At 47.2% G+C, this 25337-nt stretch carries 25 protein-coding genes; 15 read left to right on the top strand and 10 right to left on the bottom strand.

The genetic code is table 11. The annotated features are described in order from the left end of the window. The first annotated feature begins 345 nt into the window (after positions 1-345). From IC229_RS02680 to IC229_RS02665, 4 genes are all read left to right on the top strand, one after another. Entirely contained in the window at positions 346-1041 is a 696-nt protein-coding gene (locus IC229_RS02680; protein ID WP_190885385.1) for a succinate dehydrogenase cytochrome b subunit, read from the top strand. A gap of 129 nt (positions 1042-1170) precedes the next feature. Beyond that, complete coding sequence (locus tag IC229_RS02675) at positions 1171-3108, top strand: fumarate reductase/succinate dehydrogenase flavoprotein subunit (protein WP_190885384.1); 1938 nt, start codon at positions 1171-1173, stop codon at positions 3106-3108. Positions 3109-3250: 142 nt separating this feature from the next. Beyond that, on the top strand, positions 3251-4009 hold the full coding sequence (locus tag IC229_RS02670; RefSeq protein ID WP_190885383.1) for a succinate dehydrogenase/fumarate reductase iron-sulfur subunit: 759 nt from the start codon (positions 3251-3253) through the stop codon (positions 4007-4009). A gap of 172 nt (positions 4010-4181) precedes the next feature. Beyond that, positions 4182-4631: an energy transducer TonB gene (locus IC229_RS02665; protein WP_190885382.1), complete on the top strand. Its 450-nt coding sequence runs from the start codon at positions 4182-4184 to the stop codon at positions 4629-4631. Positions 4632-4666: 35 nt separating this feature from the next. Here IC229_RS02665 and IC229_RS02660 read toward each other — a convergent pair whose 3' ends face one another. Continuing rightward, positions 4667-5548 (bottom strand): alpha/beta hydrolase family esterase, encoded by an 882-nt coding sequence (locus IC229_RS02660; protein ID WP_190885381.1) that lies wholly within the window; start codon positions 5546-5548, stop codon positions 4667-4669. A gap of 23 nt (positions 5549-5571) precedes the next feature. Next, complete coding sequence (prfA, locus tag IC229_RS02655) at positions 5572-6645, bottom strand: peptide chain release factor 1 (RefSeq protein ID WP_190885380.1); 1074 nt, start codon at positions 6643-6645, stop codon at positions 5572-5574. 136 nt (positions 6646-6781) lie between these two features. On the opposite strand from prfA, the gene IC229_RS02650 reads away from it, so the two are divergent. Continuing rightward, a complete protein-coding gene (locus IC229_RS02650) occupies positions 6782-7396 on the top strand; it encodes a hypothetical protein (protein WP_223833829.1) in 615 nt (204 codons plus the stop codon). A gap of 32 nt (positions 7397-7428) precedes the next feature. Next, complete coding sequence (locus IC229_RS02645) at positions 7429-8070, top strand: Uma2 family endonuclease (RefSeq protein WP_190885379.1); 642 nt, start codon at positions 7429-7431, stop codon at positions 8068-8070. Positions 8071-8097: 27 nt separating this feature from the next. Here IC229_RS02645 and IC229_RS02640 read toward each other — a convergent pair whose 3' ends face one another. Next, positions 8098-8832 carry a pyridoxine 5'-phosphate synthase gene (locus tag IC229_RS02640; protein WP_190885378.1) on the bottom strand — a complete coding sequence of 245 codons (735 nt, stop codon included), beginning with the start codon at positions 8830-8832 and terminating at the stop codon, positions 8098-8100. 130 nt (positions 8833-8962) lie between these two features. Here IC229_RS02640 and IC229_RS02635 point away from each other — a divergent pair, with 130 nt between their 5' ends. The 4 genes from IC229_RS02635 (at position 8963) to IC229_RS02620 (ending at position 12737) form a co-directional block, all read left to right on the top strand. Further along, positions 8963-9412 carry a GatB/YqeY domain-containing protein gene (locus IC229_RS02635; protein ID WP_190885377.1) on the top strand — a complete coding sequence of 150 codons (450 nt, stop codon included), beginning with the start codon at positions 8963-8965 and terminating at the stop codon, positions 9410-9412. A gap of 89 nt (positions 9413-9501) precedes the next feature. Next, positions 9502-10005 carry a CvpA family protein gene (locus tag IC229_RS02630; protein ID WP_190885376.1) on the top strand — a complete coding sequence of 168 codons (504 nt, stop codon included), beginning with the start codon at positions 9502-9504 and terminating at the stop codon, positions 10003-10005. Positions 10006-10095: 90 nt separating this feature from the next. Beyond that, entirely contained in the window at positions 10096-11160 is a 1065-nt protein-coding gene (rlmN, locus tag IC229_RS02625; RefSeq protein WP_190885375.1) for a 23S rRNA (adenine(2503)-C(2))-methyltransferase RlmN, read from the top strand. Positions 11161-11315: 155 nt separating this feature from the next. Beyond that, entirely contained in the window at positions 11316-12737 is a 1422-nt protein-coding gene (locus IC229_RS02620) for an inorganic phosphate transporter (RefSeq protein ID WP_190885762.1), read from the top strand. 11 nt (positions 12738-12748) lie between these two features. Here IC229_RS02620 and IC229_RS02615 read toward each other — a convergent pair whose 3' ends face one another. The 4 genes from IC229_RS02615 to IC229_RS02600 form a co-directional block, all read right to left on the bottom strand. Further along, complete coding sequence (locus IC229_RS02615; protein ID WP_190885374.1) at positions 12749-13444, bottom strand: 3-keto-disaccharide hydrolase; 696 nt, start codon at positions 13442-13444, stop codon at positions 12749-12751. 168 nt (positions 13445-13612) lie between these two features. Continuing rightward, on the bottom strand, positions 13613-14446 hold the full coding sequence (locus IC229_RS02610; RefSeq protein ID WP_223833828.1) for a formylglycine-generating enzyme family protein: 834 nt from the start codon (positions 14444-14446) through the stop codon (positions 13613-13615). A gap of 21 nt (positions 14447-14467) precedes the next feature. Further along, complete coding sequence (locus tag IC229_RS02605; RefSeq protein WP_190885373.1) at positions 14468-16753, bottom strand: DUF7133 domain-containing protein; 2286 nt, start codon at positions 16751-16753, stop codon at positions 14468-14470. 90 nt (positions 16754-16843) lie between these two features. Next, positions 16844-17659 (bottom strand): lysophospholipid acyltransferase family protein, encoded by an 816-nt coding sequence (locus IC229_RS02600; protein WP_190885372.1) that lies wholly within the window; start codon positions 17657-17659, stop codon positions 16844-16846. A gap of 290 nt (positions 17660-17949) precedes the next feature. Here IC229_RS02600 and IC229_RS02595 point away from each other — a divergent pair, with 290 nt between their 5' ends. Both IC229_RS02595 and IC229_RS02590 read left to right on the top strand, forming a co-directional pair. Further along, a complete protein-coding gene (locus tag IC229_RS02595) occupies positions 17950-18642 on the top strand; it encodes a porin family protein (protein ID WP_190885371.1) in 693 nt (230 codons plus the stop codon). A gap of 214 nt (positions 18643-18856) precedes the next feature. Next, positions 18857-19888, top strand: coding sequence for a fatty acid desaturase (locus IC229_RS02590; protein WP_190885370.1), 1032 nt, complete (start codon positions 18857-18859; stop codon positions 19886-19888). A gap of 86 nt (positions 19889-19974) precedes the next feature. Here IC229_RS02590 and IC229_RS02585 read toward each other — a convergent pair whose 3' ends face one another. Both IC229_RS02585 and IC229_RS02580 read right to left on the bottom strand, forming a co-directional pair. Then, entirely contained in the window at positions 19975-20322 is a 348-nt protein-coding gene (locus tag IC229_RS02585) for a DoxX family protein (RefSeq protein ID WP_190885369.1), read from the bottom strand. Between the two features lie 109 nt (positions 20323-20431). Beyond that, entirely contained in the window at positions 20432-21607 is a 1176-nt protein-coding gene (locus IC229_RS02580; RefSeq protein ID WP_190885368.1) for a glutathionylspermidine synthase family protein, read from the bottom strand. Positions 21608-21727: 120 nt separating this feature from the next. Here IC229_RS02580 and IC229_RS02575 point away from each other — a divergent pair, with 120 nt between their 5' ends. The 3 genes from IC229_RS02575 (at position 21728) to IC229_RS02565 (ending at position 24335) form a co-directional block, all read left to right on the top strand. Continuing rightward, positions 21728-22684, top strand: coding sequence for a nucleoside hydrolase (locus IC229_RS02575; RefSeq protein ID WP_394355915.1), 957 nt, complete (start codon positions 21728-21730; stop codon positions 22682-22684). Between the two features lie 73 nt (positions 22685-22757). Next, a complete protein-coding gene (locus IC229_RS02570; RefSeq protein ID WP_190885367.1) occupies positions 22758-23216 on the top strand; it encodes a regulatory protein RecX in 459 nt (152 codons plus the stop codon). A 60-nt stretch (positions 23217-23276) separates the two neighbouring features. Then, entirely contained in the window at positions 23277-24335 is a 1059-nt protein-coding gene (locus IC229_RS02565; protein ID WP_190885366.1) for a glycosyltransferase family 4 protein, read from the top strand. A 113-nt stretch (positions 24336-24448) separates the two neighbouring features. Here IC229_RS02565 and IC229_RS02560 read toward each other — a convergent pair whose 3' ends face one another. Next, entirely contained in the window at positions 24449-25246 is a 798-nt protein-coding gene (locus tag IC229_RS02560) for an FkbM family methyltransferase (RefSeq protein ID WP_190885365.1), read from the bottom strand. Positions 25247-25337 lie beyond the last annotated feature (91 nt).

Genomic DNA, 25337 nt, shown 5'->3' with positions numbered 1-25337 from the left:
CTGGATAATACGCTTTGTTCAAAAACGAATTCATCCGAAAACAGTAATACGTTTATTTTCAGATGATTACTACGTTACTAACTGCTACGTCTCAGATTGGCTTTGTAAGGATATGGCCGCTACGTTGGCAAGATAATTCCATTAACACAACCATATACCCCAACATTCCGTTACGTCATCACTCATTCTATTTAGTCTAATTTATACCGACTGTAAATAAGCAGTAAACCTGCGGATAAAGGTGCTTAATCTTGTTTCCATCGGGTTTGTGCTTTAGTTTTGATGCGCCGTTCAAACCGGCTTTTTTTCAATCGTTTACCACTAAAATTACGTGTCGTTCATCCTATGGCTTGGGTAACACAAACTCTATCAAGCTCCCTCGGCAGAAAGGTCATTATGTCGCTGACGGGGTTATTTCTCTGTTCATTTTTGATTATTCATATGGCCGGCAATCTCCAGTTATTTAAAGGCGATGGCGGTCGGGCTTTCAACGAGTATACGTATTTCATGACGCACAATCCGCTGATCATGACCATTTCGTATGTGCTCTACACCTCTATCCTGGTTCACGCGCTGATGGCTTTCATTCTGACGCGCCACAATCAGGCCTCGCGACCCATAAAGTATGCCTACAGCAAACCCGAAGCGAATAGCGCTTGGGCATCGCGCAACATGGGTATTCTGGGTACAGTCTTATTGCTGTTCATCATCATTCACATGCGGACGTTCTGGTACGAGATGCACTTCGGTTCAGTTCCGATGGCGGAGTACGACGGCAAAGAGTACAAAGATTTGTATGCTGTTGTGCAGGTGGCTTTTGGCGAATTGTGGTACGTTATCCTTTACGTCATCTGCATGGTAGCTATCGGCTATCACCTGTGGCATGGTTTCCAGAGTGGTTTTCAGACGTTAGGTCTGCGGCACAAAAAATACACGCCCATCATTGAGTTTCTGGGTAAATATTTCTTTGCCATTATCATTCCGGCGGCCTTCGCAGCCATGCCTATTTATGTGTATTTACAGGTTCACCATATTATTTAAAGAGTGAAAGAGCGAAAGAGTGAATGGCGGATAGTTTACGTCAAAAATTCACTTCTTTGATAGTGAGTTACTCTGCTTCGGCAGTCCGATTTCGCTCTTTCGCTCTTTCAGTCTTTCGCTCTTTAAAGCATGAAACTGGAATCTAAAATCCCCGAAGGCCCTCTAGCCGAAAAATGGGCACGGCATAAGTTTGCGCTGAAACTTGTTAACCCAGCCAATAAACGTAAGTACGAAATTATTGTAGTTGGTACGGGTCTGGCCGGTGCATCGGCTGCCGCATCGCTGGCCGAATTAGGCTATAACGTAAAGGCATTCTGTTATCAGGATAGTCCTCGACGGGCACACTCGATTGCTGCGCAGGGGGGTATTAATGCTGCCAAAAACTACCAGAACGATGGTGACAGCGTATTTCGGCTGTTCTACGATACCATCAAAGGTGGCGATTACCGCGCGCGTGAAGGCAACGTGCATCGACTGGCCGAAGTGAGTGTCAATATCATTGACCAATGCGTAGCGCAGGGCGTTCCCTTCGCACGCGAGTACGGCGGCTTACTGGCTAACCGCTCGTTTGGTGGATCGCAGGTGTCGCGTACATTCTACGCCCGTGGCCAGACCGGCCAACAACTGTTGCTAGGTGCCTATTCGGCGCTGAGCCGTCAGGTGGCAAACGGGAAAGTAAAGCTGTTTACACGTACCGAAATGCTCGATCTCGTCGTGGAAGGTGGTAAAGCACGTGGTATCGTTACCCGAAACCTGATTACGGGGAAAATTGAATCGCATTCGGCCCACGCTGTGCTACTTTGTACAGGTGGTTATGGTAACGTATTTTACCTGTCGACCAATGCCATGGGCTGTAACGTAACGGCTGCCTGGCGGGCACACAAAAAAGGTGCTGTATTTGGCAATCCCTGCTTCACGCAGATTCACCCAACCTGCATTCCGGTATCGGGTCATTACCAGTCGAAACTGACGTTGATGTCAGAATCACTACGTAACGATGGGCGGGTATGGGTACCTAAGACCAAAGAAGACGCAGAGAAAATTCGGAAAGGGCAGATGAGCCCCAATGATCTTTCTGAGGATAAGCGTGACTATTTCCTCGAACGTCGGTACCCATCCTTTGGGAACCTCGTGCCACGTGACGTAGCATCCAGAAATGCGAAAAACATGTGTGATGAAGGGCGTGGGGTCGCCAAAACGGGATTGGCTGTTTATCTGGATTTTGCCGATGCTATCAAGCGTGATGGGCAAAAAACGATCGAAGCCAAATACGGTAACCTGTTCGAGATGTACGAAAAAATCACCGGCGAAAACCCATATGAGGTACCGATGATGATTTACCCGGCGGTTCACTATACGATGGGAGGCCTCTGGGTCGATTACAACCTCATGACAACCATTCCTGGTTTATACGCGCTTGGTGAAGCAAACTTCTCCGACCACGGCGCTAACCGGCTTGGGGCATCGGCACTGATGCAGGGCCTTGCTGATGGGTATTTCGTAATTCCGTATACTATTGGCGATTACCTGGCTACCATTGGCCCTGGCGATAAAATCCCCGTCGATTCACCTGCGTTTAAGGAAACCGAGCAGAAGATTCAGGAGCAGATCAAGAAACTGATGTCCATCAAAGGGCAGCGTCCAGTTGATGATTTGCATAAAGAATTAGGGCATATCATGTGGGAATACTGTGGTATGTCGCGGACGGCCGAAGGCTTAAAAATCGCCAAGGAAAAAATTCAGGCGCTACGTAAGGAGTTCTGGACCAATGCCAAAGTACTGGGCGACGCCGATGAAATGAATCAGGCACTGGAACAAGCTTCTCGCGTGGCGGATTTCATTGAACTGGGCGAACTGATGGTTGACGATGCCCTCAACCGGAACGAATCGTGTGGCGGTCACTTCCGCGAGGAATACCAGACACCCGACGGCGAAGCCCTTCGCGATGACGCCAATTACGCCTACGCAGCCGCTTGGGAGTATCAGGGAGAAGGAAACCCCGAACTCCTCAACAAAGAGGCACTCATATTTGAAAACGTGAAACTGACACAGCGGAGTTATAAATAAGGTATAAAGTTGTATGGCTGTAAAGTTATAGCGTTATAAAGTGTTACGTGGGCAACTCACTCTGGAACCCTACAACTTTATGACCTTATAACCCTAAAACCTTATAACTCTACAACAGTATAACCTTACAACTTTTTGTAGGATGAAAATTACACTGAAAGTCTGGAGACAGAAAAATATTAATACGGCAGGAAAGCTGGTTGAATATCAACTGGATAACGTATCGGAGGATATGTCTTTTCTGGAAATGTTCGACGTATTGAACGATTCGCTGACCCGCAAAGGCGAAGAACCCGTTGCCTTCGACCACGACTGTCGCGAAGGTATCTGCGGTACGTGTTCAATGTATATCAACGGGCGGCCACACGGTCCGCAAACGGGCGCTACTACGTGCCAGTTGCATATGCGGTCGTTCAACGACGGCGATACGATTGTGGTTGAACCCTGGCGGGCGCGGTCATTCCCCGTCATTAAAGATTTGATGGTTGACCGACTCGCCTTCGACCGGATTATTCAATCGGGGGGTTACGTATCGGTGAACACAGGTTCTGCCCGCGATGCCAACGAAATCCTGATCCCACGTACCATTGCCGATGAAGCGATGGATGCTGCAGCCTGCATCGGTTGTGGAGCCTGCGTAGCGGCCTGCAAAAACGCATCAGCCATGTTGTTTGTGGCCGCTAAAGTATCGCAACTGGCGATTCTGCCGCAAGGTCAGGCTGAGCATAAAGAACGGGCCGAGCGCATGGTGGCGCAGATGGATGCCGAAGGCTTTGGAGCCTGTTCGTTTACAGGCGCTTGTTCCGTTGAATGCCCAAAATCTATTTCGCTCGATCATATTGCCCGACTTAACCGCGAATATCTGGGTGCCAAACTGACCTCCGATAACATCAACGGATAATCAATTACTAGTAAACACGAAACCGGCGCTTTCCGCTAAAGGAAGGCGCCGGTTTCTGCATTTAGCAACATTCTGAAAATTATATGACAGAAAATAGAAAGAAATTATGGATTATGTCATGAAGATGCATCTTCATTAGACGAACTCTTTCAACTTCTAAATTCAACCCTTTATGAAAACGCTATTCGCCTATCTAGGGATGCTTCTGATGACTATTACCCTAACTCATGGACAAGCAACCAAAAGTTCATTAACCAAAGATTCTGATTTTCTGCAGCTTATGGCAAAATCATTGCGTTACCCACAATCCGCCCGACAAGCAGAAAAGGTAGCCAAAGCATACATTGAGTTCAAGATTGATGACCTTGGCAAAGTAGCAGATATTTCAGTTTTAAATCCAGACAATGTGGATACCTCTTTCAAGGAGGAAACCAAACGTATCATGAGCCAACTCCCTGCCCAAAAACCGATATACGCTGGTAAGTATGTGCTTCCGGTTATCTTTGTATTAGAAGGTAGTGGCCGGGTGCTTAAGCCTCGCGAAGAAGCTATTACGTTTGTGCAATCGCTGCCAAAAGAGTCCATTTTGAGTGAAGTCTATGTGGTAGGCTATTTGCAATAGGTACGTAGCAATCAAATGGTTGCAGTTAGAAGCTATCAATTGCGATGAATCTGTCGCATGAAAAATGACAATGCTTCCTGATGAACATCTATATCATTCGGGTAGTCATGTTTACCGCCAATTACCTTCAGCAGAACAATTTCAGGTTTTCCTTTCTCCTGGTAAACGTAGCGCTCAATGGTTTTCCCATCGTTCGGATCGGTATCGGGTAACTTTTCCATTGTGGGTTTTCCCTGATAACGAGCCAGTTCAGCCCAATAAGCCAGCGTACGGTCGGTAGAACGTACTTCGCCCATAGTCATATTTTGACCCAGAATAACAGGTCCACCATTATACGGATTAGTGCGATCTTCGGTACCGTTGATAATCATAATCGGCACCGCTTTACCGGAAGGTACGCAATCCAGATTCGTTGTATCAGGCAGGTTCGCGATAATAGCCGTGACAGCTCTGAACGCTCCCGGCATAGTAAGCGCCAGTTTATAGGCCATATGCCCGCCACCCGACGTACCGACCGCAAATACGTGTTCTGAGTTGATCTGATACCGCTTTTTGAAATACTGAATCATGCCTTCGAAAAATGCCTGTTCATTGATGTTTTCCAGATTGGCCTGTGCAGGAGACGCCTTCCGGCACTCGTTCCAATAGCGTTTATAACCGCTGGGATAAACAATCAGTGCATTATCAGTACCAGCCTGTTGCTCCATTTTTCCGGTCGACTTCATCATGCCTAGCCCATCGCCACCTGACCCGTGCATAACAAAAATCAGACTGGGCTGACGTAGCGATTTGGAGGGTATATTGTAATGAAATACGCGGTAGTGTCCTTCAATCAAGAGCGAATCAGTGATTACCTGCGCTTTTGAAGAAAGACAGACAAGCAGTATCAGGAAAGGAAAAATGGGCAGTTTATTCATACAAATAGTAATCCACGTAGTGTCTACGCCGTAGCGCCTTCTTTCAGACGCTCGGCGTTTTCGGCGATACGTAGCTGTTCGATGAAATCACCGATATCACCGTCCATAACAGATGGAAGATTATAAACCGTAAGACCAATTCGGTGGTCGGTAACGCGGCTTTGAGGGTAATTGTAAGTGCGAATCTTATCCGAACGGTCGCCACTACCAACCATCGTTTTACGTTGCGACGCGATGGCTTCATTGTGCTTCTGTAACTCTATTTCGTACAAGCGGGAACGTAGCACGGTCAGCGCCTTGTCGAAGTTTTTCAACTGCGAACGTTCATCCTGACACTGCACCACCAGCCCTGTTGGTATATGGGTCAGACGTACCGCCGAATACGTAGTGTTTACCGACTGGCCACCCGCGCCCGACGAACAGAACGTATCTTTCCGAATGTCGTTCATGTTTATCTCTACGTCGACTTCTTCAGCTTCGGGCAACACGGCTACGCTGGCGGCTGAGGTATGAATACGTCCCTGGGTTTCGGTAGCAGGTACGCGCTGTACGCGATGCACGCCCGATTCAAACTTCAGTTTGCCGTAAACATCTTCGCCTTCGATCTCAGTCACAATTTCCTTGTAGCCGCCCGACGTGCCTTCGGTATAATCGACCAGCGACATGCGCCAGCCCATTTTCTCGCAGAAACGCTGATACATTCGAAATATATCGCCTGCGAAAATGGCGGCTTCATCGCCCCCAGTGCCCCCCCTGATTTCAAGAATGACGTTTTTACTGTCGTTCGGATCTTTCGGCATCAGCATCTCTTTGAGTACTTCTTCCAGCGCTTCCCGGCGGGGCAATAGTTCATCTAGTTCGGCTTTGGCCATTTCCCGAAAATCTTCATCTTTTTCGGTCGCAATGATCTGTTTCGCATTCTCGATTTCTTCGAGCAGTTGCGTATAAGCCTGATACTGAGTAACTATTTTTTCTAAATCTTTATATTCTTTACTCAGCTTCATAAATCGCTTCTGGTCGGCCACGACCTCGGGCTGGACAATCTGCTGAGATACTTCGTTGAAGCGTTCACGAATGGCTTCTAACTGGTCAAGCATGTTTTATGATTTTTAGTCTTATTTCGATTACCGAAATAAAACGAGAAGTGAATACATTAAAAGACAAAATTACGAAAATCCGGGCAGTCCGACTCTATATGCAACCAAGCGGCTGAGGTTCCTGTTTCTTCTACAAATGACATATTTTAAGTACACCAAGTTCCTGTCTATGAGTCGTCTGCTGTTGAGCTATTTATTCCTGTTTACTTTTTTATTCGGCTGCGGACCCGACCGTGTAAAATATACCACCGAACTGAAGCGGGAGATGGCCGACTCGAAGATTAAACGTATCACCGACGTCGACGTAGTAGAAACGGTGGATAATTTGGGCGAAAAAGTTACGGCTGTTATTCAAAAAGAATTGGCCGAGCAACTTCAGCAAACAACCGACCCTGCCAAACGTGCCCAGTTCTGCCAATTGCAAAACCTGCCACGTACCAAAGCCATCGCCAATCGTTACGTGCTTGATATTCGCCTGCTGGGCCCTGCCGATATACGTAACGTAGCACTCAATCCAAAAGAACGTGAAATTCTGGATGCTTATCTTTATAGTGCCAAACAGAAGCAGATTGCCCCGTCTAACATCCAGAAAATCAATGATACGTTGTTTGTTTATAACGTACCGATTGCACCAGAAAACCCCATCTGCGAAGCCTGTTTTGGTAAACAGGACGTAGCATTTGCCGTCTGGCATTTGGGTTTTCCAAAACGTGAAGTGATACGTCGAATGAGTGCCTCAAAAAAGAAATAAGTATATTTACAGCCACAAATATCCTCTGAATCATGGAAGCAGTTGCCCCCAAAATTCCAATGACACTTCAGGAGCGCGACGAAGCGCCCGAGATCATTCGTATACCGGCAACCTGGGAAGACTATCTGGAATTAGCAGAAGTTGTTCCCTACAATATTGAGTATTTTGATGGTGAACTTATTTCTATGAGTCAGGCAACCGTTTTGCACGAACAATTAGTTATTCAATTAGGGGCATTATTTTATTTTCTCCTTGAAAATCAGCCTGACTATCGTGTATTAGGTAGTAATGTGAAAATCTGCATTGAAGAAGGTAAGGCTGATTTTAACGCAGATCTATCTGTCATTAAGGGTTCTCCGGAATACGCTCAGTTACCAAGCCGACGACTTTCAACCGGCCAGATCAAAAATCCAGAAATTGTGGTCGAAGTACTGTCGAAGAGTACAAAAGCTTACGACCAATCGGATAAACTCGACCAGTATCGGCTAATCCCATCCTTAAAGCACATTCTTTTTGTCAGCCAGGAAGAAGTATTTGTCCGCATTTATTCGCGCACAGACCAGCCCGCTCAATGGCTCGACGCGGATTACCGTTCAATCGAAGATAATGTTCAGATCGGCAATTTATCATTATCGTTACGTTCCATTTATCGCAAAACCCCACTGGCACAATAACAAAATCCAGCCAATCCAAAAATCTGATCAATCCTGCCGGGCCGATGTTCGGTTCAGACACCTCAAATACATCTGAATCGTATTATCCAGCCCGTAATATAGCGCATCACAAATTAGCGCGTGGCCAATCGAAACTTCTTTCAAGCCCGGCACCTGTTCGTCAAAAAAGCGTAAATTCTCCAGACTCAAATCGTGGCCCGCATTCAATTCTATTCCCAGTTCATTAGCCATTTTAGCAGCTCGTACAAACGGCGCTACAGCGGCATCCCGGTCGGTAACGTAGTGAGCGGCATAGGGTTCTGTATATAGTTCAATCCGGTCGGTGCCAACCGCTTTGGCACCTTCAACCATTTTCTCGTCCGCATCCACAAAAATGGATACCCGAATACCATCGGATTTGAACGTATCGACCAACTGACGAAGATGATCGGCGTAACGTATCGTATCCCAGCCCGCATTCGACGTAACAGCGTCGGGCGCATCGGGTACCAGCGTAACCTGCTCAGGCTTAACCCGTTTGACCAGTTCAATAAATCGCTCATCCGGATTTCCTTCGATATTGAACTCTGTAGTTACTACGTCTTTCAAATCCAATACGTCTTGGTAACGGATATGCCGTTCGTCGGGCCGGGGATGCACAGTGATGCCCTGTGCTCCAAAGCGTTCGCAATCAAGGGCGACTTGTACCAAATTTGGGTTATTACCACCACGAGCATTACGTATCGTAGCGATTTTATTGATATTGACAGATAAGCGAGTCATATTTTAAAGAGCGAATGAGCGAAAGAATGAATGAGCGAATAGCACTGTCAGTTTTGTAACTTTGCCGAAATAGTGAAGGTTCACGTTTTGTAATCGCTCTTTCACTCATTCACTTTTTTGCTCTTTAATCATGTCTCTAAAACAACAAATTGACGCCGATATTAAGCAGGCAATGCTAGCTAAAGATCAGGACAAATTGCGGGCGTTACGTGCCGTTAAGTCGATGATTCTGCTCGAAGAAACCAAAGAAGGCCAACACGGCGACCTCAAACCCGAAGACGAAACACGTATTCTGAGCAAGGCCGTAAAACAACGGAAAGACTCAGCCGACATTTATCGCCAACAAAACCGCGCTGATTTGCTGGCCGTTGAAGAAGCCGAAATCGCCATTATTGAACAGTATCTGCCCAAGCAATTGTCAGAAGACGAACTCAAAGCAAAATTACAGGCTATCATCGCTCGTGTGGGTGCATCCGCCCCGTCGGATATGGGCAAAGTAATGGGTGCCGCCACTAAAGAACTAGCTGGCCAGGCCGAAGGGAAAGCCATTTCCGCGATGGTGAAGCAATTATTACAATGAGTGAAAGAGCGAAAGAGTGTAAAGGCTAAATCACTCTTTCGCTCTTTCACTGTTTCACTCTTTAAAATTTGAACACCCTCGACTTACTCATGCTGATTCCCCTCGCCTGGGGGGCATTTAATGGATACCGCAAAGGTCTTCTGGTGGAGATCGTGGCAATTATTGCGTTTGGAGTGGCCATGATTGTCGGGTTTAAGTTTCTGGCGTTTGGTATCGAACTGCTGAGTCCATACATCAGCCGAGAGCTGGCGCGGAAGGTGCTGCCCGTGCTGGGGTTTTCGATAATCTTCTTCCCAACGGTGATTATGGTGAATCAGATAGGTTCGATGCTTCGACGGTCGTTGAAGTACACTATGCTGGGCACCTTCGATAGCGTAGCGGGTGCCATCGTCGGCCTGTTTACCTGGGTCTTTGGAATTAGTGTTATCCTTTGGTTGTTCAGCTATATGAACGTAATCATACCGCCACGTTACGCCGAAAACGCTTTTCTTTATCCCTATATCCGGCCCATCGCGCCGAAAGTTATGGATAAGGCAGCTGTCTGGGTACCTAAAGGACTGGATGCAGGCAAAAAGTGGCGGGCAGAAAATTAAAGAGCGAACGAGTGAATGAGTGAATGAGCGCAGAAATAGCTTGCGTTAGCCTTTCACTCTTTCCCTCATTCACTCTTTCGCTCTTTAAACATGGAGGACATCCGCAAACTAACACCAACTCAACTGAAAGATTGGCTCGCGCAACACGGTGAGCAGGGCTTTCGCGCGAAACAGATTCAGGAATGGCTCTGGAAGAAATCGGCCGTATCATTCGACCAGATGACCAATCTGTCGATGCCGACGCGTGAACTGCTGAAAACCCATTTCGAAATCCGGCCACTGACAGTTAATCAGGAGCAACGTAGCAGCGATGGCACGATTAAATCGTCGTTCCGGCTTTTTGATGGCAATCTGGTGGAGGGTGTCCTGATTCCGGCGCTACGTAACGATGACCAGGATCGGATGACGGCCTGCGTATCAAGTCAGGTGGGTTGCTCGCTTACCTGTAAGTTCTGTGCTACGGGTTATATGGACCGGAAACGGAATCTGGATGCGGCCGAAATTTATGATCAGGTAGTCGCCATTGACCGGCAGGCTAAGCAAAACTACGACGTACCATTGTCCAATATCGTCTACATGGGCATGGGCGAACCTCTGCTGAACTACAAGAACGTACTGGAATCCGTCGACCGCATTACGTCGCCCGCTGGACTGGGAATGTCGCCGAAACGTATTACGGTATCGACGGCGGGTATTGCCAAAATGATACGTCAGCTTGGCGACGATGCGGTGAAATTCAATCTGGCATTGTCACTACACGCGGCCAATGACGTAAAACGCGACCAGATTATGCCCATCAATGAAAGCAATACGTTGCAGGCGTTGGGTGATGCACTGAATTATTTCTATAAGAAGACTGGCACCCGCGTTACGTTCGAGTATATTCTTTTCTACAATTTCAACGATACGTTGCAGGACGCACAGGAACTCTGGAAATTCACGAAGCGCGTACCAGCCAAGATCAACATCATCGAATACAATCCGATTGCCGAAGCCAATTTTAAAAATACAGACCCGCAGACACTCGATAAATTTGCCGGATTTCTGGATAGCAAAGGCGTAACAGTCAATGTGCGCCGGAGCCGAGGTAAAGATATCGACGCAGCCTGTGGGCAACTGGCCGGAAAAGATAAGGCGGCCCAAAGCACTACGTAGTGCTTTTCAGAAACGGGCTCTACTGTTACGTTGCATCAGATACGTAATGCGTGTTAACAATTTCGTAATACTGCTCTGATTAGTTTGACGTACTTTTGTGGCAATCATTGGCTTACGGACCCACCGTTTGTCTGTTTATAGAAGATATCCCACGTATGTTTGGATTAGAAACGGATGTTTTTATCCTCCTCTTCATCAGCCTTTTTGCTGCCTGTGCTTTCGAATTTGTTAATGGTTTCCACGACACGGCCAATGCAGTCGCCACTGTTATCTATACCAATTCGTTAAAACCGACCGTCGCCGTAGTTTGGTCGGGGATTTGCAATTTCACGGGGGTTTTGTTGGGAGGCATCGGCGTGGCGATGGGAATTGTGAACCTTCTGCCGGTCGAATTACTCGTCGATCAGAACGTATATCATAGCGTAGCAATGGTATTAGCCCTGTTGCTAAGTGCCATCATCTGGAACCTCGGTACGTGGTATTTCGGAATTCCAAGTTCAAGCTCGCACACGCTGATTGGTTCTATTCTGGGTGTCGGGCTGGCTTTCTCGACGTTGCCGGAAAACACGACCGGAGCCGCTGTTAACTGGGATAAAGCTATCGAAACGGGGGAAGCGCTATTGTTATCGCCCCTGCTCGGTTTCAGTCTGGCTATTGTACTGATGTTTATACTACGTCGCTCAGTACCAAACGACGTAAAAGACCAACTTTTTAAGGAGCCGAAGAAGAACAGTGAGCCTCCTGCCTGGATTCGTGGCATTCTGATTGTAACCTGTTCGCTGGTGAGTTTTTTTCACGGTAGCAACGACGGTCAGAAAGGGGTTGGGCTGATTATGCTGATTTTGATCGGAATTGTTCCGTATCATTTCGCCGTAAAATCAGATCTCGATCCTCGTTTGATGCAGCCAAATATCATCGGTATCGAACAGACAATTGCTACGTTAGATTCAAGCCAGCTCTCTCCCGCTAACCGGGAGCGGCTTGTACAGACACGTAATGAATTGAGCGAATTAAAAGCACTCATCAACGCACCATTGGTTGATAATAAAATTCCAAACGAAAAGCGACTGGATGTTCGGAAAGATTTGCTGCTAATCGGCAGTAATATGAAAAAAATTACGTCAGACGAAGGCGCTAATGTTAGTCCGAACCAGATGGCGGTGCTGAACAAAAGTCTGGGCGAAGAAAGTGGACTCCGTCGGTTCACGGATTATGCACCTTTCTGGGTTATCCTGATGATTGCGCTTTCGCTGGGGCTGGGAACCATGATCGGCTGGCGTCGGATTGTAGTAACGGTTGGTGAAAAAATTGGGAAACAACACCTAACTTACGCGCAGGGAGCTTCAGCCGAATTAGTTGCCGCTACCATGATTGGCTTTGCTTCCTGGCTCAAACTGCCGGTCAGTACCACACACGTACTGTCGTCGGGTATCGCCGGAAGCATGGTGGCTAGCAAAGGTGTAAAAAACCTACAGGCATCTACTATACGTAACATTGCACTGGCCTGGGTACTCACACTGCCCGTCTCGGTTCTGCTCTCGTTTACGCTCTATATTTTCTTCCGCTGGCTGCTGTAACGCTAGCCCCGTTACAATTCTTTTATAGCAATATTCCGAAAGCGGTGGGCCGCATCGGGTTTCCAGGAACCAGACATATCGAAGGATTGGGCTGCTTCTGAATAAACCGCCGACCAGTGCGCCTGTAGACCAATCATCCCCGACGTAGCACCCGCGATAAAATCATTGACGGGTTCCGTTACGTCCCACATCAGCTCATCGTTGACCCACAGACTAATGCGTGGAATATCGCCTTCCATGCGAATACGAAAGGCGTTCCAGTCGTTCGCTTTCCAAACCTTGGCGATGTGGGTGGCTTTTGCGCCCTTGCTTACATTCATGCGCTCGCCAAGCAGATCGCCGAGTCCGCCAGGCGTAGCCAGTTCTACCTGGTAGGCCATGCCGCTTTCGGTAGATCGCAGAAAAATACCTCCGTTACAGAACGAATCAATTTTGGCTTCGAGATAGAGTTCAAAATTGCCGTATTTCTTATCGGTCAGTAAAACACCACCTTGTCCATAAGGTCGTTGCTTCAACGTAATGACGCCCTTTTCTACGTAGAAATTGCCGGTCGTTCCCTGATGTGAGGTACGGCTCGTGTGCCAGCCTTTCAGGTCTTTATTATTAAAAATTGGTGTAAATCCAGCTGGGATTTTGCCGACCTGCGCATAAGCCAGATTGGCAATTAGCAATAGTAGCAGAATAATACGTATCACTTGAAAGAGCATTTTTAATGATTAAAGAGCTGCCTAACGTACCGTTTAATTCTTATGAAGAAAGTGCATTTGTCATTCTGAGGAACGAAGAATCTTAAAGTATCCTGATGAGAGAGTGAAGATACTTTAAGATTCTTCGTTCCTCAGAATGACAAAAAGAAAGAACATATTCACTACAAATCACTTCACTTCCATAACAACCCGAAAACCAACGTCCCAGCCGTTGCCCGGCCCGGCGGCATGAGCCATGTACGTAGCATTTTTCACATCACCCACAAACGAAGCCCCTTTCAATACGTGCTGATTACCAGTACGTGGTGGGTTTGGATCGGCGAAAAGTTTCTCATTGTAAAAATCCTGCACCCATTCCCAAACGTTACCTAACGTATCGTAAAGCCCCCACGCATTCGGCGTTTTCTGACCAACTTTAGCGGTTGTCGTCGAACCCATCTGCGCCGACGCCCAAATAGTTTTCCATGGAATATCATCGTTAGCACCGGCACGGGCGGCATACTCCCACTCGAACTCGGTTGGTAAGCGATAATGATGACTTTTATCGAGCGCATTCAGTTTAGCCAGAAACTTCTGCGTATCCTGCCACGTAACCTGTTCTACCGGATGCAAATCAGCTTCGTCTTTAACCTTATCGCCCTGGAACGTAGCGAGGTTCGTTCCCATTACTTTTTTCCATTGTGCCTGTGTTACCTCGAATTTGCCGATGTAGTAAGGCCGGGTAATTTTAACCGTAAAGCCAGACGTAGCATCCTGTTTTACCATCTTTTCGGCCAGGTCGTAGTCTTTTGTGTTCCACTGAACTCCAGTCTTTTTTGACGCTACGTCCGCTTGTGGTTTAGGGTACGGCGGCTGAAAACGACCCACCACCATGCTACCGGGTTGAATAAGCACAAACTCCATCCCAATCGGGTTCGCATACATAGTAGCCTGCGCGTAGGCACTCGCTATGTTTGACAAGAGCAAACCTGCCAGCAAATATTTTTCGAGAAAGGATTTCATAAGTTCTGATTTTGTTACGTATCAGCGGGGTTTGTTCCAGTTGGTACGTTCGGCACGACCCAGCTTGAAAATTTCCAGTTCCTGCTGCGTCATACCGCCTGGCATAACCGGCGTATTGGCCCGTACTTCGGCAACCTCCTTCGACGTAACAACCGACGCTTTGTTACCTAGTTCGCTGCTGTTACGTATATAACTCAATACCGACGCAATCCATTTGTCATCGTTGCTACCCATCGCAGGCATCAAATCGGTGTAGGTCTTGCCATCGATGGGGCCCTTCATGCCATTCAGCAGCAACTGAATCACCAGCGTTTTATCGCCCCGAACGCGTGGCGAACCAACCAGCGGTGGTGCGGGCATTTGACTATTTCCCGCCACTTTCACCCCTTTCCCATCGGGCCCATGGCACGTAGCGCATAGTTGCTTAAAGATCGTTGCTCCATGCGTAACCAAAGCGCGGTCGGCGGGGCTCAGGTTTCGGGTACGTTCGCGTTCGGCAGCCAGCATCTTCTGTGATTCGGTGAACGTGGTAAACGAAAACTGCATGAGTTCGTTGTTGGGATTGTTGACCAGCAGCGTTTTTACCAATTCCGATGTTCGAGGTGTTTTATGGCTACGTAGTGTTAGTGCCAGTTGAATCCGGACATCAGAGCTTGGGTCATTCATTAACGTAGCCAGCTTCTCAGTTACCTCCGAATCATTTTTCTTTAGAAAACCTTCGCTAATCCAGACAGCCGCTTTTCGAACTTCAGCATTCTTATCGGTAAACGCCTTAAAAAGCGTTGGTTTGTCGATGGCATCCATACCTTCCAGCGTCCACAGTGCATGGATACGTGCTAGTGGGCTGGGAGCTTTTGTCAACGATGCTTTTTCACCAGTTGCGATCTGTTTTAGTGCTGTCACTACGTTCTGGTCGTTACGTATCACAAGCAATAATTGAGCATTGTCGCGCCACCAGCCGTTCGGGTGGTCCAGATACGTAACGAGCTGACTGCTCGACTCGTTGAGCATATTTGGCTTCTTGTCATCAGGTTTAAAGTCGTCGTGAACGACGCGATAGATACGTCCCATTCCGCGATTTTTATACAAGCCTTTCTGCTGAATGACTTTACCCAGGTACGAGCCTGGCTTTGTCCACTCACTTTCCTGAATAATGCCGTGGTACATGTCGACAATGTAAAAACAGCCATCAGGCCCTGTATATGTATTGATTGGCCGGAAATTCATATCGGCCGATGCCAGCCAATCTTTCTGTTTATACGCATCTTCGATCAGAATCTTTCCGTCGCGATTAATTACTTTTCCCCGCTTAATGATACGTCCCACAGGCTCAGGAATGAAATAATCCCCCTGCATATCGGCGGGTAGTCGATCTCCCCGGAAAATAGATTGCCCACAACCTGATGTGTACTTTTTTAACGTATTGTCTTCGGCCCGTAAATCTTCGCGTCCACCCTGCGCATCGACGTTTCCGATAATGGGCCAGGGTTGGGTAAATTCAGCAGTGTATTGATCAGCAAAGTTCAGAGCTCCATACTTCGGATTTTGCTGAATCTGAACGGCGGGAAGACCCGGTCCTGCTTCGGAATAGAACAATCGTCCGTAATTATCGGTGGTCATACCCCACTGTCCAATCATGTTATCGACCAACGTATCGGCAATCAGTTTCCCATTTTTGTATTTGTAGCGCAGGTTGTCGCGGGTAGGGTAAATCCAGTTATCCAGATTCCAGATCATACCACCGTTCTGGTGTTCCAGATTGCGCGAGTCGATAACATCGTTCTGAAAAACGATTTTCTTCTCATCAGCTTTACCATCGCCGTTTGTATCCCGATAACTCCAGATGTGCTGAACATTGGTCACTGTCACCAGCAATTGATCGCCGATGGGCAAAATGGTACGTGGCAGAATCAGGCTATCGATAAAAATGGTCGATTTATCCATTTTGCCATCGCCATCGGTATCTTCCAGTCGTTTAATTCGACTTGTCGGCTCATACTCACCCGTTGCGTTGGCGTCTTTCATGTACGTATTCATCTCCGCTACGTACATTCGGCCATTTCCATCCCAGGCAATGGCTACGGGTTCCTGAACCATCGGTTCACTAACCACCAACTCGACATGATAACCCGGCGGCAATTGGATTTTTTTGATACTGGCCTCCGGCGATAAAGGCTCTATTGATGGATTTGTATCCAGAACAACCCTGGTGAAATTCTTTTCCGTTACGCTTTTGGCTGTTTTATTACAACTGACAGCCAGAACGGTAAGCGAAAGAAAATAGATGAAGAATAGGCTGATTTTCATGTTATGTTGCGCGGACGACTCATCCGCAAGCAGATTTCGCTCTAAACATTTTCGACCTGCGGCCAGATGCCGGAACGCCGTACTACTACGTTACTGATTCTGCTCTTGCGACCACTCTGGTGGGTCCTGCTCAATGGCGTGCCGAACGCGGGCTACGAGATCTTCGACGCTATCTTCCGGGCCATAAGACATGGGTTTTTTAAATTGGACGGTCAGGAGCGTGTTCCGTTTCTTGAAACGTAGCCCTTTTTTGTCAAACGCCCGCCGAAAACCATTAATGACAACCGGCACTACAATCGGTTCATTGCTTTTAATAAGATGCCCTGTTCCTTTGCGAATCGGTGCGAAAGGCGTAGTAGTACCTTGCGGAAAACTAACCACCCAACCATGCGCTAATGCCTTGCTAATTTTATCGTTGGCCGACGTATCGACGCCCCGCTGCACTTCACGCCCTTCGGCCCGCCACGAACGCTCGATGGTTAAAGCCCCACCAGCCGCAAAAACTCGGGGTACAAATCCCTTCTGCATAGTTTCGGAAGCGGCAACGTAGTACTGCCGGGCACGTGGGCCGAACAGATATACAGGTGGTACGATCGTATTCTGAAACCCCCATTTGACCGCGCAAAAAATCTGGAAAAACGCAATCACATCCGCGAAATACGTCTGGTGATTCGATAGAAACAGTACGTTGTTGATGGGCAGATTTTCCAGATTTTCGGTGCCTTCAATCTGAATCCGGTTCACTACAGTGTAGCGTGCGTAGGTCAACCAGCCGACAATGCAAATCAATATTCGCCTGACTAACAGCGAACTACCGAAAGGATCGCATTCAAACAGGCCCAATATGTCCAACGGCATCAGAAACTTTGGCAGGTAGCTGAATTTGGTTGGCTTTATATATTTCATCGTCAAGGTTAAGTCGTAGGTAGAGGGTAAAGTTAAAAGGACGCTGCAATGTTTTCAAGAAAAAATACAAGTGCCTGATTTCTAAACCCTATTTTATGATGTTGCAGGGTTTTAGTACGTCATACAGAAAATAGTCTCAAAATATTTTTCCTGAGCAGTTAATCCTTTTCAACGTAGCGCCCTCTAACCATCGAAATCAGTTAACAAAACAACTTCTTCGCCTATCGCCGACAGTTTACACAACCAAGTTCAGGTTTAATTTTTTACCATCAATTTTTCCCTTCAAAACCATGAAACGAATTGTGCTTGCCGCTGTCATTGCTTTAGTTGGCCTGTTTTCTATCCAAATTTCCTACGCTCAGGTTCAAATCGGCGTCCGGGGTGGTGCCAACTGGGGTTTCGCGTCTAAACCCGATTTTCTGGGCAGCCTTACCCCCGATTTTCATTCAACCGTTGGTCCAACAGGTGCTCTTTTTCTGGAAGTTCCTTTAAGTGACTACGTATCATTCCGACCTGAGATTGCCTATATTCAGAAAGGGGTGTCTATTAGAGAAGGCTTCGACGTCAATCTGGGGGGTTTTAATTTACCGCTCGGTGCCACCGTCGCCTACCAGTCGCAGAATCTGGAAATGCCTTTACTGGCTAAAATAAATATGAGTTCCGGACCTGTTCAACCTTATCTGCTCTTTGGTCCGGCGGTTAGTTACGCGCTCGACGGCCGCATCCGAACCCGCGCTTCGGCTCTGTTCACGACTAAGCCATATGATATTGATGTGAACTATGGCGGAATGATGAATCGCTGGGATTTTAGTGCGGTTGGCGGATTAGGCTTAGCGGTAGATGCTGGCCCCGGAAAATTCTTCGTCGAAGGTCGTTATACGCACGGTTTCACCCGCCAAATTCAGGTTCCGGTAGTAAACGTGAATGTACGCAATCGGGGCGTGGCGCTCTCGCTAGGATACTCATTTGCAATTGGTTATTAATAGTAAAAGCCAATCCCCCATTCCTGTTCCATTTCAATTTTTAGTGAATCAACCTGAATCAGTAAAGGCGGGGCTTATTAGCTTCGCCTTTCTTGTTTGAAAGGAAATATGATTAAAATCAGATAAATTTCCGCAGAGAGCATAGAATTGCCAGCTAAAATTGTGTTAATTTTACTGTCCGTTTTTCACCGAACTTGTTGGCGACACCTCATCTATGGCAAAAGTTACTGATTTTGTCCGTTCGAACGTTTCCGAGCCGCATCGGGTCCGTACCCGGCAGATTCTCAAAGCACACCCTGAAATCAAACAATTAATTGGTCAAAAGAACCCAACGACATTCTGGGTCATTCTGGGCTGTGTATCCATGATGGTGGGTATGGCGTGGCTTGTCCGCGATCAATCGTGGTGGATTGTGGTTGGAGCGGCCTGGCTCATTGGGGCTTTCCCAGCACATACGTTGTTCGTTTGTATTCACGAAGCGGCCCACAATCTGATTTTCCGGAAACCTACGGCTAATGCCTGGGCCGCCATTTTCGCGAATCTCCCAACGGTACTGCCTACGGCTCTTTCGTTCAAGAATTTTCACATCAAACACCACGCGTTTCAGGGCGTACATGAGTTAGATGCTGATTTACCCGACTGGTACGAAGCGAAACTCATCAATAATTATTCTATTGGTAAAGCGCTCTGGTTGCTGTTCTTCCCTATTTTTCAGGCGATACGTACCATCCGCATGCATGAACTGGCCGTAATTGATAAATGGGTAGCCGCCAATATCATCGTTCAACTCGCGTTCGATGCCTTGATCGTTACGTTGTTTGGCTGGAAAGCATTGGCGTTTTTGCTGCTTTGTCTATTTTTCTCAGTTGGTTTTCACCCACTGGGCGCCCGCTGGATTCAGGAGCATTACTTAACACTCGATCCTGAGCAGGAAACATACAGCTATTATGGTCAGCTAAACGGCGTGAATCTGAACGTAGGTTTTCACAACGAACACCACGATTTTCCGTCGATTCCATGGAATAAATTACCGCAGATCAAGAGTTCGGCTCCTGAATATTATGATACGTTAAAGTATCATACTTCGTACGTTAAGTTGTTCTTCCGCTTTCTGTTCGATCAGGAAATCTCGCTGTACTCGCGTATTGTACGTAAAGAACGCGGCCGCGTAACGGTTGCCGACCAATCGAAACCTGACTTAGAACTTATTCAGGCGCAGGAGGTTAAAGCCGAACCGGTTGCCTGAACAACGTATTAAACGAAGCGAGGGACGTATGCCATTGCTCTGAGTAATGGCATACGTCCCTCGCTTCGTTTAATACGTATCACCCACTACGTATACTGATAAGCCCACCAGATCAGCACGGCTTGCAGGGGGAGCCTCAACCAACGTAGCCAGAGCGGGAATTTTCGGAACCGGTTCGAGGTGACCATGTAGATGTTTGCCGGAAAAACAGCAATCAGCAGCAGAATGAGTCCCCAGGCAGCAAGCGACCGCGTTTGCGGAAATAACAACCCAATGCCCAAAACTACCTCCGCTACACCGCTCAACTGCACCATTAATGCGTGAGCCGGAATGTAGGGCGGCATAATACTTAAATACGTTTTGGGATTAATAAAATGGTTAGTACCGGCAGCAATGTAAATCAGGGCTTGACTGTAAAGACTAAGGTTATTCATAGTTTGCGAAGGCAAGCCCAGCGTATTGATACGTCCTGCTAGCGACGTTTAAACAGTGTGTGCTAAATATGCATTATTAACTCAGATTTAATACGTATTGATTTGGATTTTACTCCACAAGGTGCCCAACAAAACCAGACGTATCATCCAGAATAAGCCCGCCACGCCGAAAACCAAGTCCGCAGGCTTCACCCGCGTAGAAAACACCTGCCTGATAGCTATTTCCGGTAGCGTCTTGCGGAAAATCAACGTAGTGTTGGTATATTTTGGGATACGTATCATACTCTCCCTCGGTGGCCTGACGCTCAGAACCATCCGTATTTAAAATGCGCGTATTGGCTCCTTCCCGCCCAAATATCACTTTCTCAACGCAAGGTTTGCCCGGCAATGGCTTTAGGGCTGTTTCCAGAAGTAATGGATGGTACGGATACAACTCCCACAGTACTTTCAAAATGTATTTTGATTGAAAGAGTAACGTATAAGCCGGATTCAGGATTAGCCCCAGCCGCTTCCTGGAAATTTCGGTCAGGATTTGTAGCAATTCGGGTTCTTCTTCAGCAATCGACTCCCACGGAATCAGTTTGAACCAGAAATCGAGTTTCTCGAACTGCCCGTTTTTGGGATTTTGCCAGAAAATTCCTTCATCTGCCGAAAACTCGACGCTATCAATAAAATCAAACTCGACTTCGAAGCCGGCTTCACGAGCTGCTTCACCCAATAACGCTACGTTGGCATCGTCTTCGGGGCAATCGCGCATGGCCGATAAGAGCAGTGTCGGTTGCAGATCAGGATTAAGCGCCAGAAGTTCCTCAAACTGACTCGTCAACGTTTCAAAAATAGCGTTGAACTGGTGGCTTTCATCCAGACCGTTGGCCCGCAAATGAGCATACTGAACCACGGCCGTCTCCGGTAAACATGTAGCAGTATCGGCGTTAAATTCAATGAGTTTGATACCGCCTTGCCCACCGACGCCACCCGCCAAATCGAAGCGACCGTAGAGATGAATATGCCGTTCATCGTCCCACGACAGTTTGATAAGGTCGATAAGATTGACGGGAATACCCAATTCCGAGAAACGATTATTATCGATAATATACTGACCAGCAGCCACGTACATATCGAATAGTTCATTGGCGGCATCGGCGTATGCATCGGCTTCGGTAGGGCTAACCAACACGACTTCGTTGGCCAGATAAGGCAACGTATCCTGACCAAGCATCCAGTCCCAGCCCAGATTACGAAGTTGAGTATTGGGTGGCGTTGTCAGCGACTTCAGGGAGATCATACGTAAATTTTATTAGGGATGAGTACTATTCGTGCGAAAACAATCCGTAATTCGCGAACTGCAAAGTTCGTAATTCATATGGCCCGAACGTATCTATTTTGGATTTGCTTTCTACTTATTGTGACAACCGGTCAAGTATATGGACAACCGGTCACTAAAAAAGTAACTGTTCCCGTCATTTTCGATACCGATATGGGACCTGATTATGACGACGTAGGCGCTATTACGTTACTACACGCCTTTGCTGATAACGGTGAAGCCCGGATTTTAGCCACGATTGCCAGCACCAACTATCCGAAAGTAACGCAGGTGCTGAGTGTGCTTAATACGTATTTCAAACGTCCTAACTTGCCCATTGGCGTTCCGAAAGGGAAAGCTATTAGCGATAAAGACACGCAGCACTGGTCTGATACCATCACAGCCCGCTATCCCCACGCGATACGTTCGAACGACGACGTACCAGATGCCGTCGCTCTCTACCGTCAGCTTCTGGCTAAACAACCCGACCGTAGTGTGACGATCATTACGGTTGGTTTTCTGACTAATCTGGCTAATCTGCTCAATTCAAAACCTGATCAATATTCTAAACTATCTGGAAATGAATTAGTCCGTCAGAAAGTGAGGCAACTGGTCAGTATGGCCGGTACGTTTCCAACGGGTCACGAATACAATGTTCATCGTGACACGCCTTCCTCAAAAATTGTCTTCACCGATTGGCCGACGCCTGTTTTGCTAAGCGGTTTTGAAATTGGGAAGCAAATCCATACGGGCCTGCCGCTTACCCAAAACAAAAATATTCAGCACAGCCCGGTTAAAGACGTATTTACCATTTCTATGCCTAAAGCCAAAGAAGACGAAGCCGGCCGAATGAGCTGGGACCAGACAGCCGTATTGGTTGGAGTGCGCGGCTACGAGCCATACTACACCGTAAAATCCGGCCGATTGACCTTGAAAGAAGATGGCACCAACGGCTGGGATGACGCCGGAAAAGGTCATGAGCATCTAGTTGTGAAAATGCCTGTATCGGAAGTCGAAACGCTCATCAATACGTTGATGCAGCATCAGCCACGTAAATAATGTTAGCCTGATTTCTCTACAAAAAAAGCGCATCAATAAGCAATTCGGCCCATTTTTTTGTTCTTTCAATACGATGACAGACGTAGTAAAAGACGCGATTCGAAAAGCCGCCATGTTTTGCGCGTATCAGGAGCGCACGCAGCAGGAAGTGCGCGACCGATTGAAAGAATGGGGTGTATGGGGTGATGATGCTGAGGAGGTAATTGCCAGCCTGATTGAGCAGAACTACTTAAACGAAGAACGATTTGCCAAAACTTTCGCCGGAAGTAAGTTCCGCGTGAAAGGCTGGGGTAAGCGCAAAATCAAACAACACCTTCAACAGCGTGGTATCGCAGGCTACAACCTCGAACAGGCCATGAAAGAAATCGCTTCTGACGACTATAAAAGCACGCTGACGGACTTATTAGCCCGAAAACGACGTAGCATCCACGACGATAATCCGTTGGTAGTGAAGCAAAAACTGGTACGTTATGCGCTCAGCAAAGGTTATGAATCAGACCTGATTTTTGCGGTGCTCGGGTCCGAAGAATAACGAGTATTTCCAGAAGCGACCTTTTTCCTCTATTTTGCGGGCTCACCTTCTGTGTTGCCCATGCCCAGTTTATTTCTGGATACCGAACGAATGGCAAACCTCAACAGTGGCCTGGGGCAACTTTGTCTGCATCTGGGCCGGGAATTGGTTCGCCAGAAGCCAGCCGATTGGGACATTACATTTCTGGTCAAACGGCATCAGGTTGGCACGTTCGGGCCAATAGCGAATTACCGAGTCGCTACTCGTTGGGGACGAGTTTGGCGGTGGTGGAAATACGATGTCTGGCATTGCCCATATCAGGATACGCGCTTTTATCCGACACGAGCCACAAAGTTTGTGTACACCATCCTCGATTTTAATTACCTGTCGCTCCCTCAATATTCGGAGCAGCGTAAAGATCGTCGTAAGCAGCACTATCAGTCGATGGCCAGTAAGGCACAGGTAATTACGACCATTTCGGAATACGTAGCAAAGGACGTACCACAACGACTGAACGTAGCACCCACCACGCCGATACGTACCATCTATTGTGGCGTCGATATTCCCGATGATCGGCAAATGGCCGAACCGGCGGTGAAACCCAGTGGACCGTTTCTTTTTTTCATAGGGATGTTGCAGTCGTACAAAAACGTACATACGATGCTCCCCATTCTGGCCGCCAATCCAAATCTTTGGCTGGTGCTGGCCGGTCCCGACAAGCCAGAATACAGTCAGCAGATTTGGGAACAAGCCCGCGAATTGGGCGTTGCCGACCGATTGATGATGCCGGGAGCCATTGATGAATCAACGAAATGGTGGTTTTATGCGAACTGCGAAGCTTTTGTATTTCCGTCGCTGATGGAAGGATTCGGGATTCCGGTTGTGGAAGCAATGGCGTTTGGAAAACCGGTTTTCAGTTCGTCCTTAACCAGCCTGCCCGAAGTGGGCGGTACTGAAGCGTTCTATTTTCCTTCATTCGAGGCAGCAGCAGTTGTTGATACGTATCAGAAAGGCATGGAAACGTATCGAAACGACCCAGCTATGCCGGAGCGATTGAAAGGACAAAGCGCAAAATTCCGCTGGGAAATCGCTGCCGCTACGTATTGGCAGCTTTATCAGGATTTGCTACGTGAAAAATAGAATACAAGTTCTTTTTTGTCATGCAGAGGAACGAAGCATCTTAAAATCTCCTGATTTGAGAGTGAGGGAATTTTAAGATGCTTCGTTCCTCTGCATGACAAAAAATCGATTCTTCACTTCCGTATCGCCGTCAGCGCGTAGCAAAAGGAATTGATTGGTTCGTAATCTGTTACGTATCCGAGTGATTGAACGTATTGATTGAAACTCGCTATGTTATTTCGCTTGTCATCCAAATCATGAACTTCGACAATCATTCGGTCAATTCGTTTCACCAGTTCAGACGATGTGTTGTAAATGATATCGTATTCACTGCCTTCGCAATCCAGCTTTAACAAATTGATTTTCTGAAGGTTATTTTCTTCAATAATGTCGGTTAACGTAGTGCAGGGAACCGTTATTTTCTCGGTGTTATTTTCATGAAAATCCGAAAATACTGATGCGACAACCTGATTCTTTCCGGCCGATTCCATGAACAATTCCAGGTTGTCGAGTGGTTTACCCGTGACAGCTTTCTGAAAAAGATGAACGCTCTGAGCCATCCGCGAATTTTGGCTGACAGTTTGTTCAAAAGCCGCTACGTTGGCAGGCACTGGTTCGTAGGCATAAATAATTGCCTTGTCGATTTTCGACAGAAGTTGAATCGGGAAAAAACCGGCGTTGGCGCCAATGTCGAGTACAACAGGTGAAGGAGGTAATTCACGAACCAACGTATCGATTTCGTATACATCGGCCATGAATATCTCTTTGAAAAGCTGATAAAGGCTTTCAGGAACCCGAAATTTTATCGATAAAGGTCGGGTCGTGAAAACAAGGTCGCGTTTGCTACGTTCTCCTTTGTTAAATGCATATTCACCCGGATTAGCGATGTGTTTCCACAATCTGAAATACCGATTTATACCCGTTACGGCCATGAGTCAATTTTTGAAGAATAAGTACAAAGTAAGAAGGTTGAATGGAAAATCTACGTTTTCCGACTTAGGTACATTCGCCTGCACATGACAG

This window comes from Spirosoma profusum, from assembly GCF_014699005.1.
In the GTDB taxonomy this organism is placed as follows: domain Bacteria; phylum Bacteroidota; class Bacteroidia; order Cytophagales; family Spirosomataceae; genus Spirosoma; species Spirosoma profusum.
Note: the sequence above shows the minus strand (reverse complement) of the source record. Positions and strands in the feature narration are given on the sequence as shown.

What these genes read in the sequence shown, in the direction of transcription:
- IC229_RS02665 (WP_190885382.1), top strand. Translation starts at nt 4,182, where the DNA reads ATGAAAACGCTATTCGCCTATCTAGGGATGCTTCTGATGACTATTACC.
- IC229_RS02590 (WP_190885370.1), top strand. Translation starts at nt 18,857, where the DNA reads ATGGCAAAAGTTACTGATTTTGTCCGTTCGAACGTTTCCGAGCCGCAT.
- IC229_RS02595 (WP_190885371.1), top strand. Translation starts at nt 17,950, where the DNA reads ATGAAACGAATTGTGCTTGCCGCTGTCATTGCTTTAGTTGGCCTGTTT.
- IC229_RS02650 (WP_223833829.1), top strand. Translation starts at nt 6,782, where the DNA reads ATGACATATTTTAAGTACACCAAGTTCCTGTCTATGAGTCGTCTGCTG.
- IC229_RS02610 (WP_223833828.1), bottom strand. Translation starts at nt 14,446, where the DNA reads ATGAAATCCTTTCTCGAAAAATATTTGCTGGCAGGTTTGCTCTTGTCA.
- IC229_RS02630 (WP_190885376.1), top strand. Translation starts at nt 9,502, where the DNA reads ATGCTGATTCCCCTCGCCTGGGGGGCATTTAATGGATACCGCAAAGGT.
- IC229_RS02670 (WP_190885383.1), top strand. Translation starts at nt 3,251, where the DNA reads ATGAAAATTACACTGAAAGTCTGGAGACAGAAAAATATTAATACGGCA.
- IC229_RS02640 (WP_190885378.1), bottom strand. Translation starts at nt 8,832, where the DNA reads ATGACTCGCTTATCTGTCAATATCAATAAAATCGCTACGATACGTAAT.
- IC229_RS02600 (WP_190885372.1), bottom strand. Translation starts at nt 17,659, where the DNA reads ATGAAATATATAAAGCCAACCAAATTCAGCTACCTGCCAAAGTTTCTG.
- rlmN (WP_190885375.1), top strand. Translation starts at nt 10,096, where the DNA reads ATGGAGGACATCCGCAAACTAACACCAACTCAACTGAAAGATTGGCTC.
- IC229_RS02645 (WP_190885379.1), top strand. Translation starts at nt 7,429, where the DNA reads ATGGAAGCAGTTGCCCCCAAAATTCCAATGACACTTCAGGAGCGCGAC.
- IC229_RS02560 (WP_190885365.1), bottom strand. Translation starts at nt 25,246, where the DNA reads ATGGCCGTAACGGGTATAAATCGGTATTTCAGATTGTGGAAACACATC.
- IC229_RS02580 (WP_190885368.1), bottom strand. Translation starts at nt 21,607, where the DNA reads ATGATCTCCCTGAAGTCGCTGACAACGCCACCCAATACTCAACTTCGT.
- IC229_RS02660 (WP_190885381.1), bottom strand. Translation starts at nt 5,548, where the DNA reads ATGAATAAACTGCCCATTTTTCCTTTCCTGATACTGCTTGTCTGTCTT.
- IC229_RS02605 (WP_190885373.1), bottom strand. Translation starts at nt 16,753, where the DNA reads ATGAAAATCAGCCTATTCTTCATCTATTTTCTTTCGCTTACCGTTCTG.
- prfA (WP_190885380.1), bottom strand. Translation starts at nt 6,645, where the DNA reads ATGCTTGACCAGTTAGAAGCCATTCGTGAACGCTTCAACGAAGTATCT.
- IC229_RS02635 (WP_190885377.1), top strand. Translation starts at nt 8,963, where the DNA reads ATGTCTCTAAAACAACAAATTGACGCCGATATTAAGCAGGCAATGCTA.
- IC229_RS02565 (WP_190885366.1), top strand. Translation starts at nt 23,277, where the DNA reads ATGCCCAGTTTATTTCTGGATACCGAACGAATGGCAAACCTCAACAGT.
- IC229_RS02680 (WP_190885385.1), top strand. Translation starts at nt 346, where the DNA reads ATGGCTTGGGTAACACAAACTCTATCAAGCTCCCTCGGCAGAAAGGTC.
- IC229_RS02615 (WP_190885374.1), bottom strand. Translation starts at nt 13,444, where the DNA reads ATGCTCTTTCAAGTGATACGTATTATTCTGCTACTATTGCTAATTGCC.
- IC229_RS02620 (WP_190885762.1), top strand. Translation starts at nt 11,316, where the DNA reads ATGTTTGGATTAGAAACGGATGTTTTTATCCTCCTCTTCATCAGCCTT.
- IC229_RS02570 (WP_190885367.1), top strand. Translation starts at nt 22,758, where the DNA reads ATGACAGACGTAGTAAAAGACGCGATTCGAAAAGCCGCCATGTTTTGC.
- IC229_RS02585 (WP_190885369.1), bottom strand. Translation starts at nt 20,322, where the DNA reads ATGAATAACCTTAGTCTTTACAGTCAAGCCCTGATTTACATTGCTGCC.
- IC229_RS02675 (WP_190885384.1), top strand. Translation starts at nt 1,171, where the DNA reads ATGAAACTGGAATCTAAAATCCCCGAAGGCCCTCTAGCCGAAAAATGG.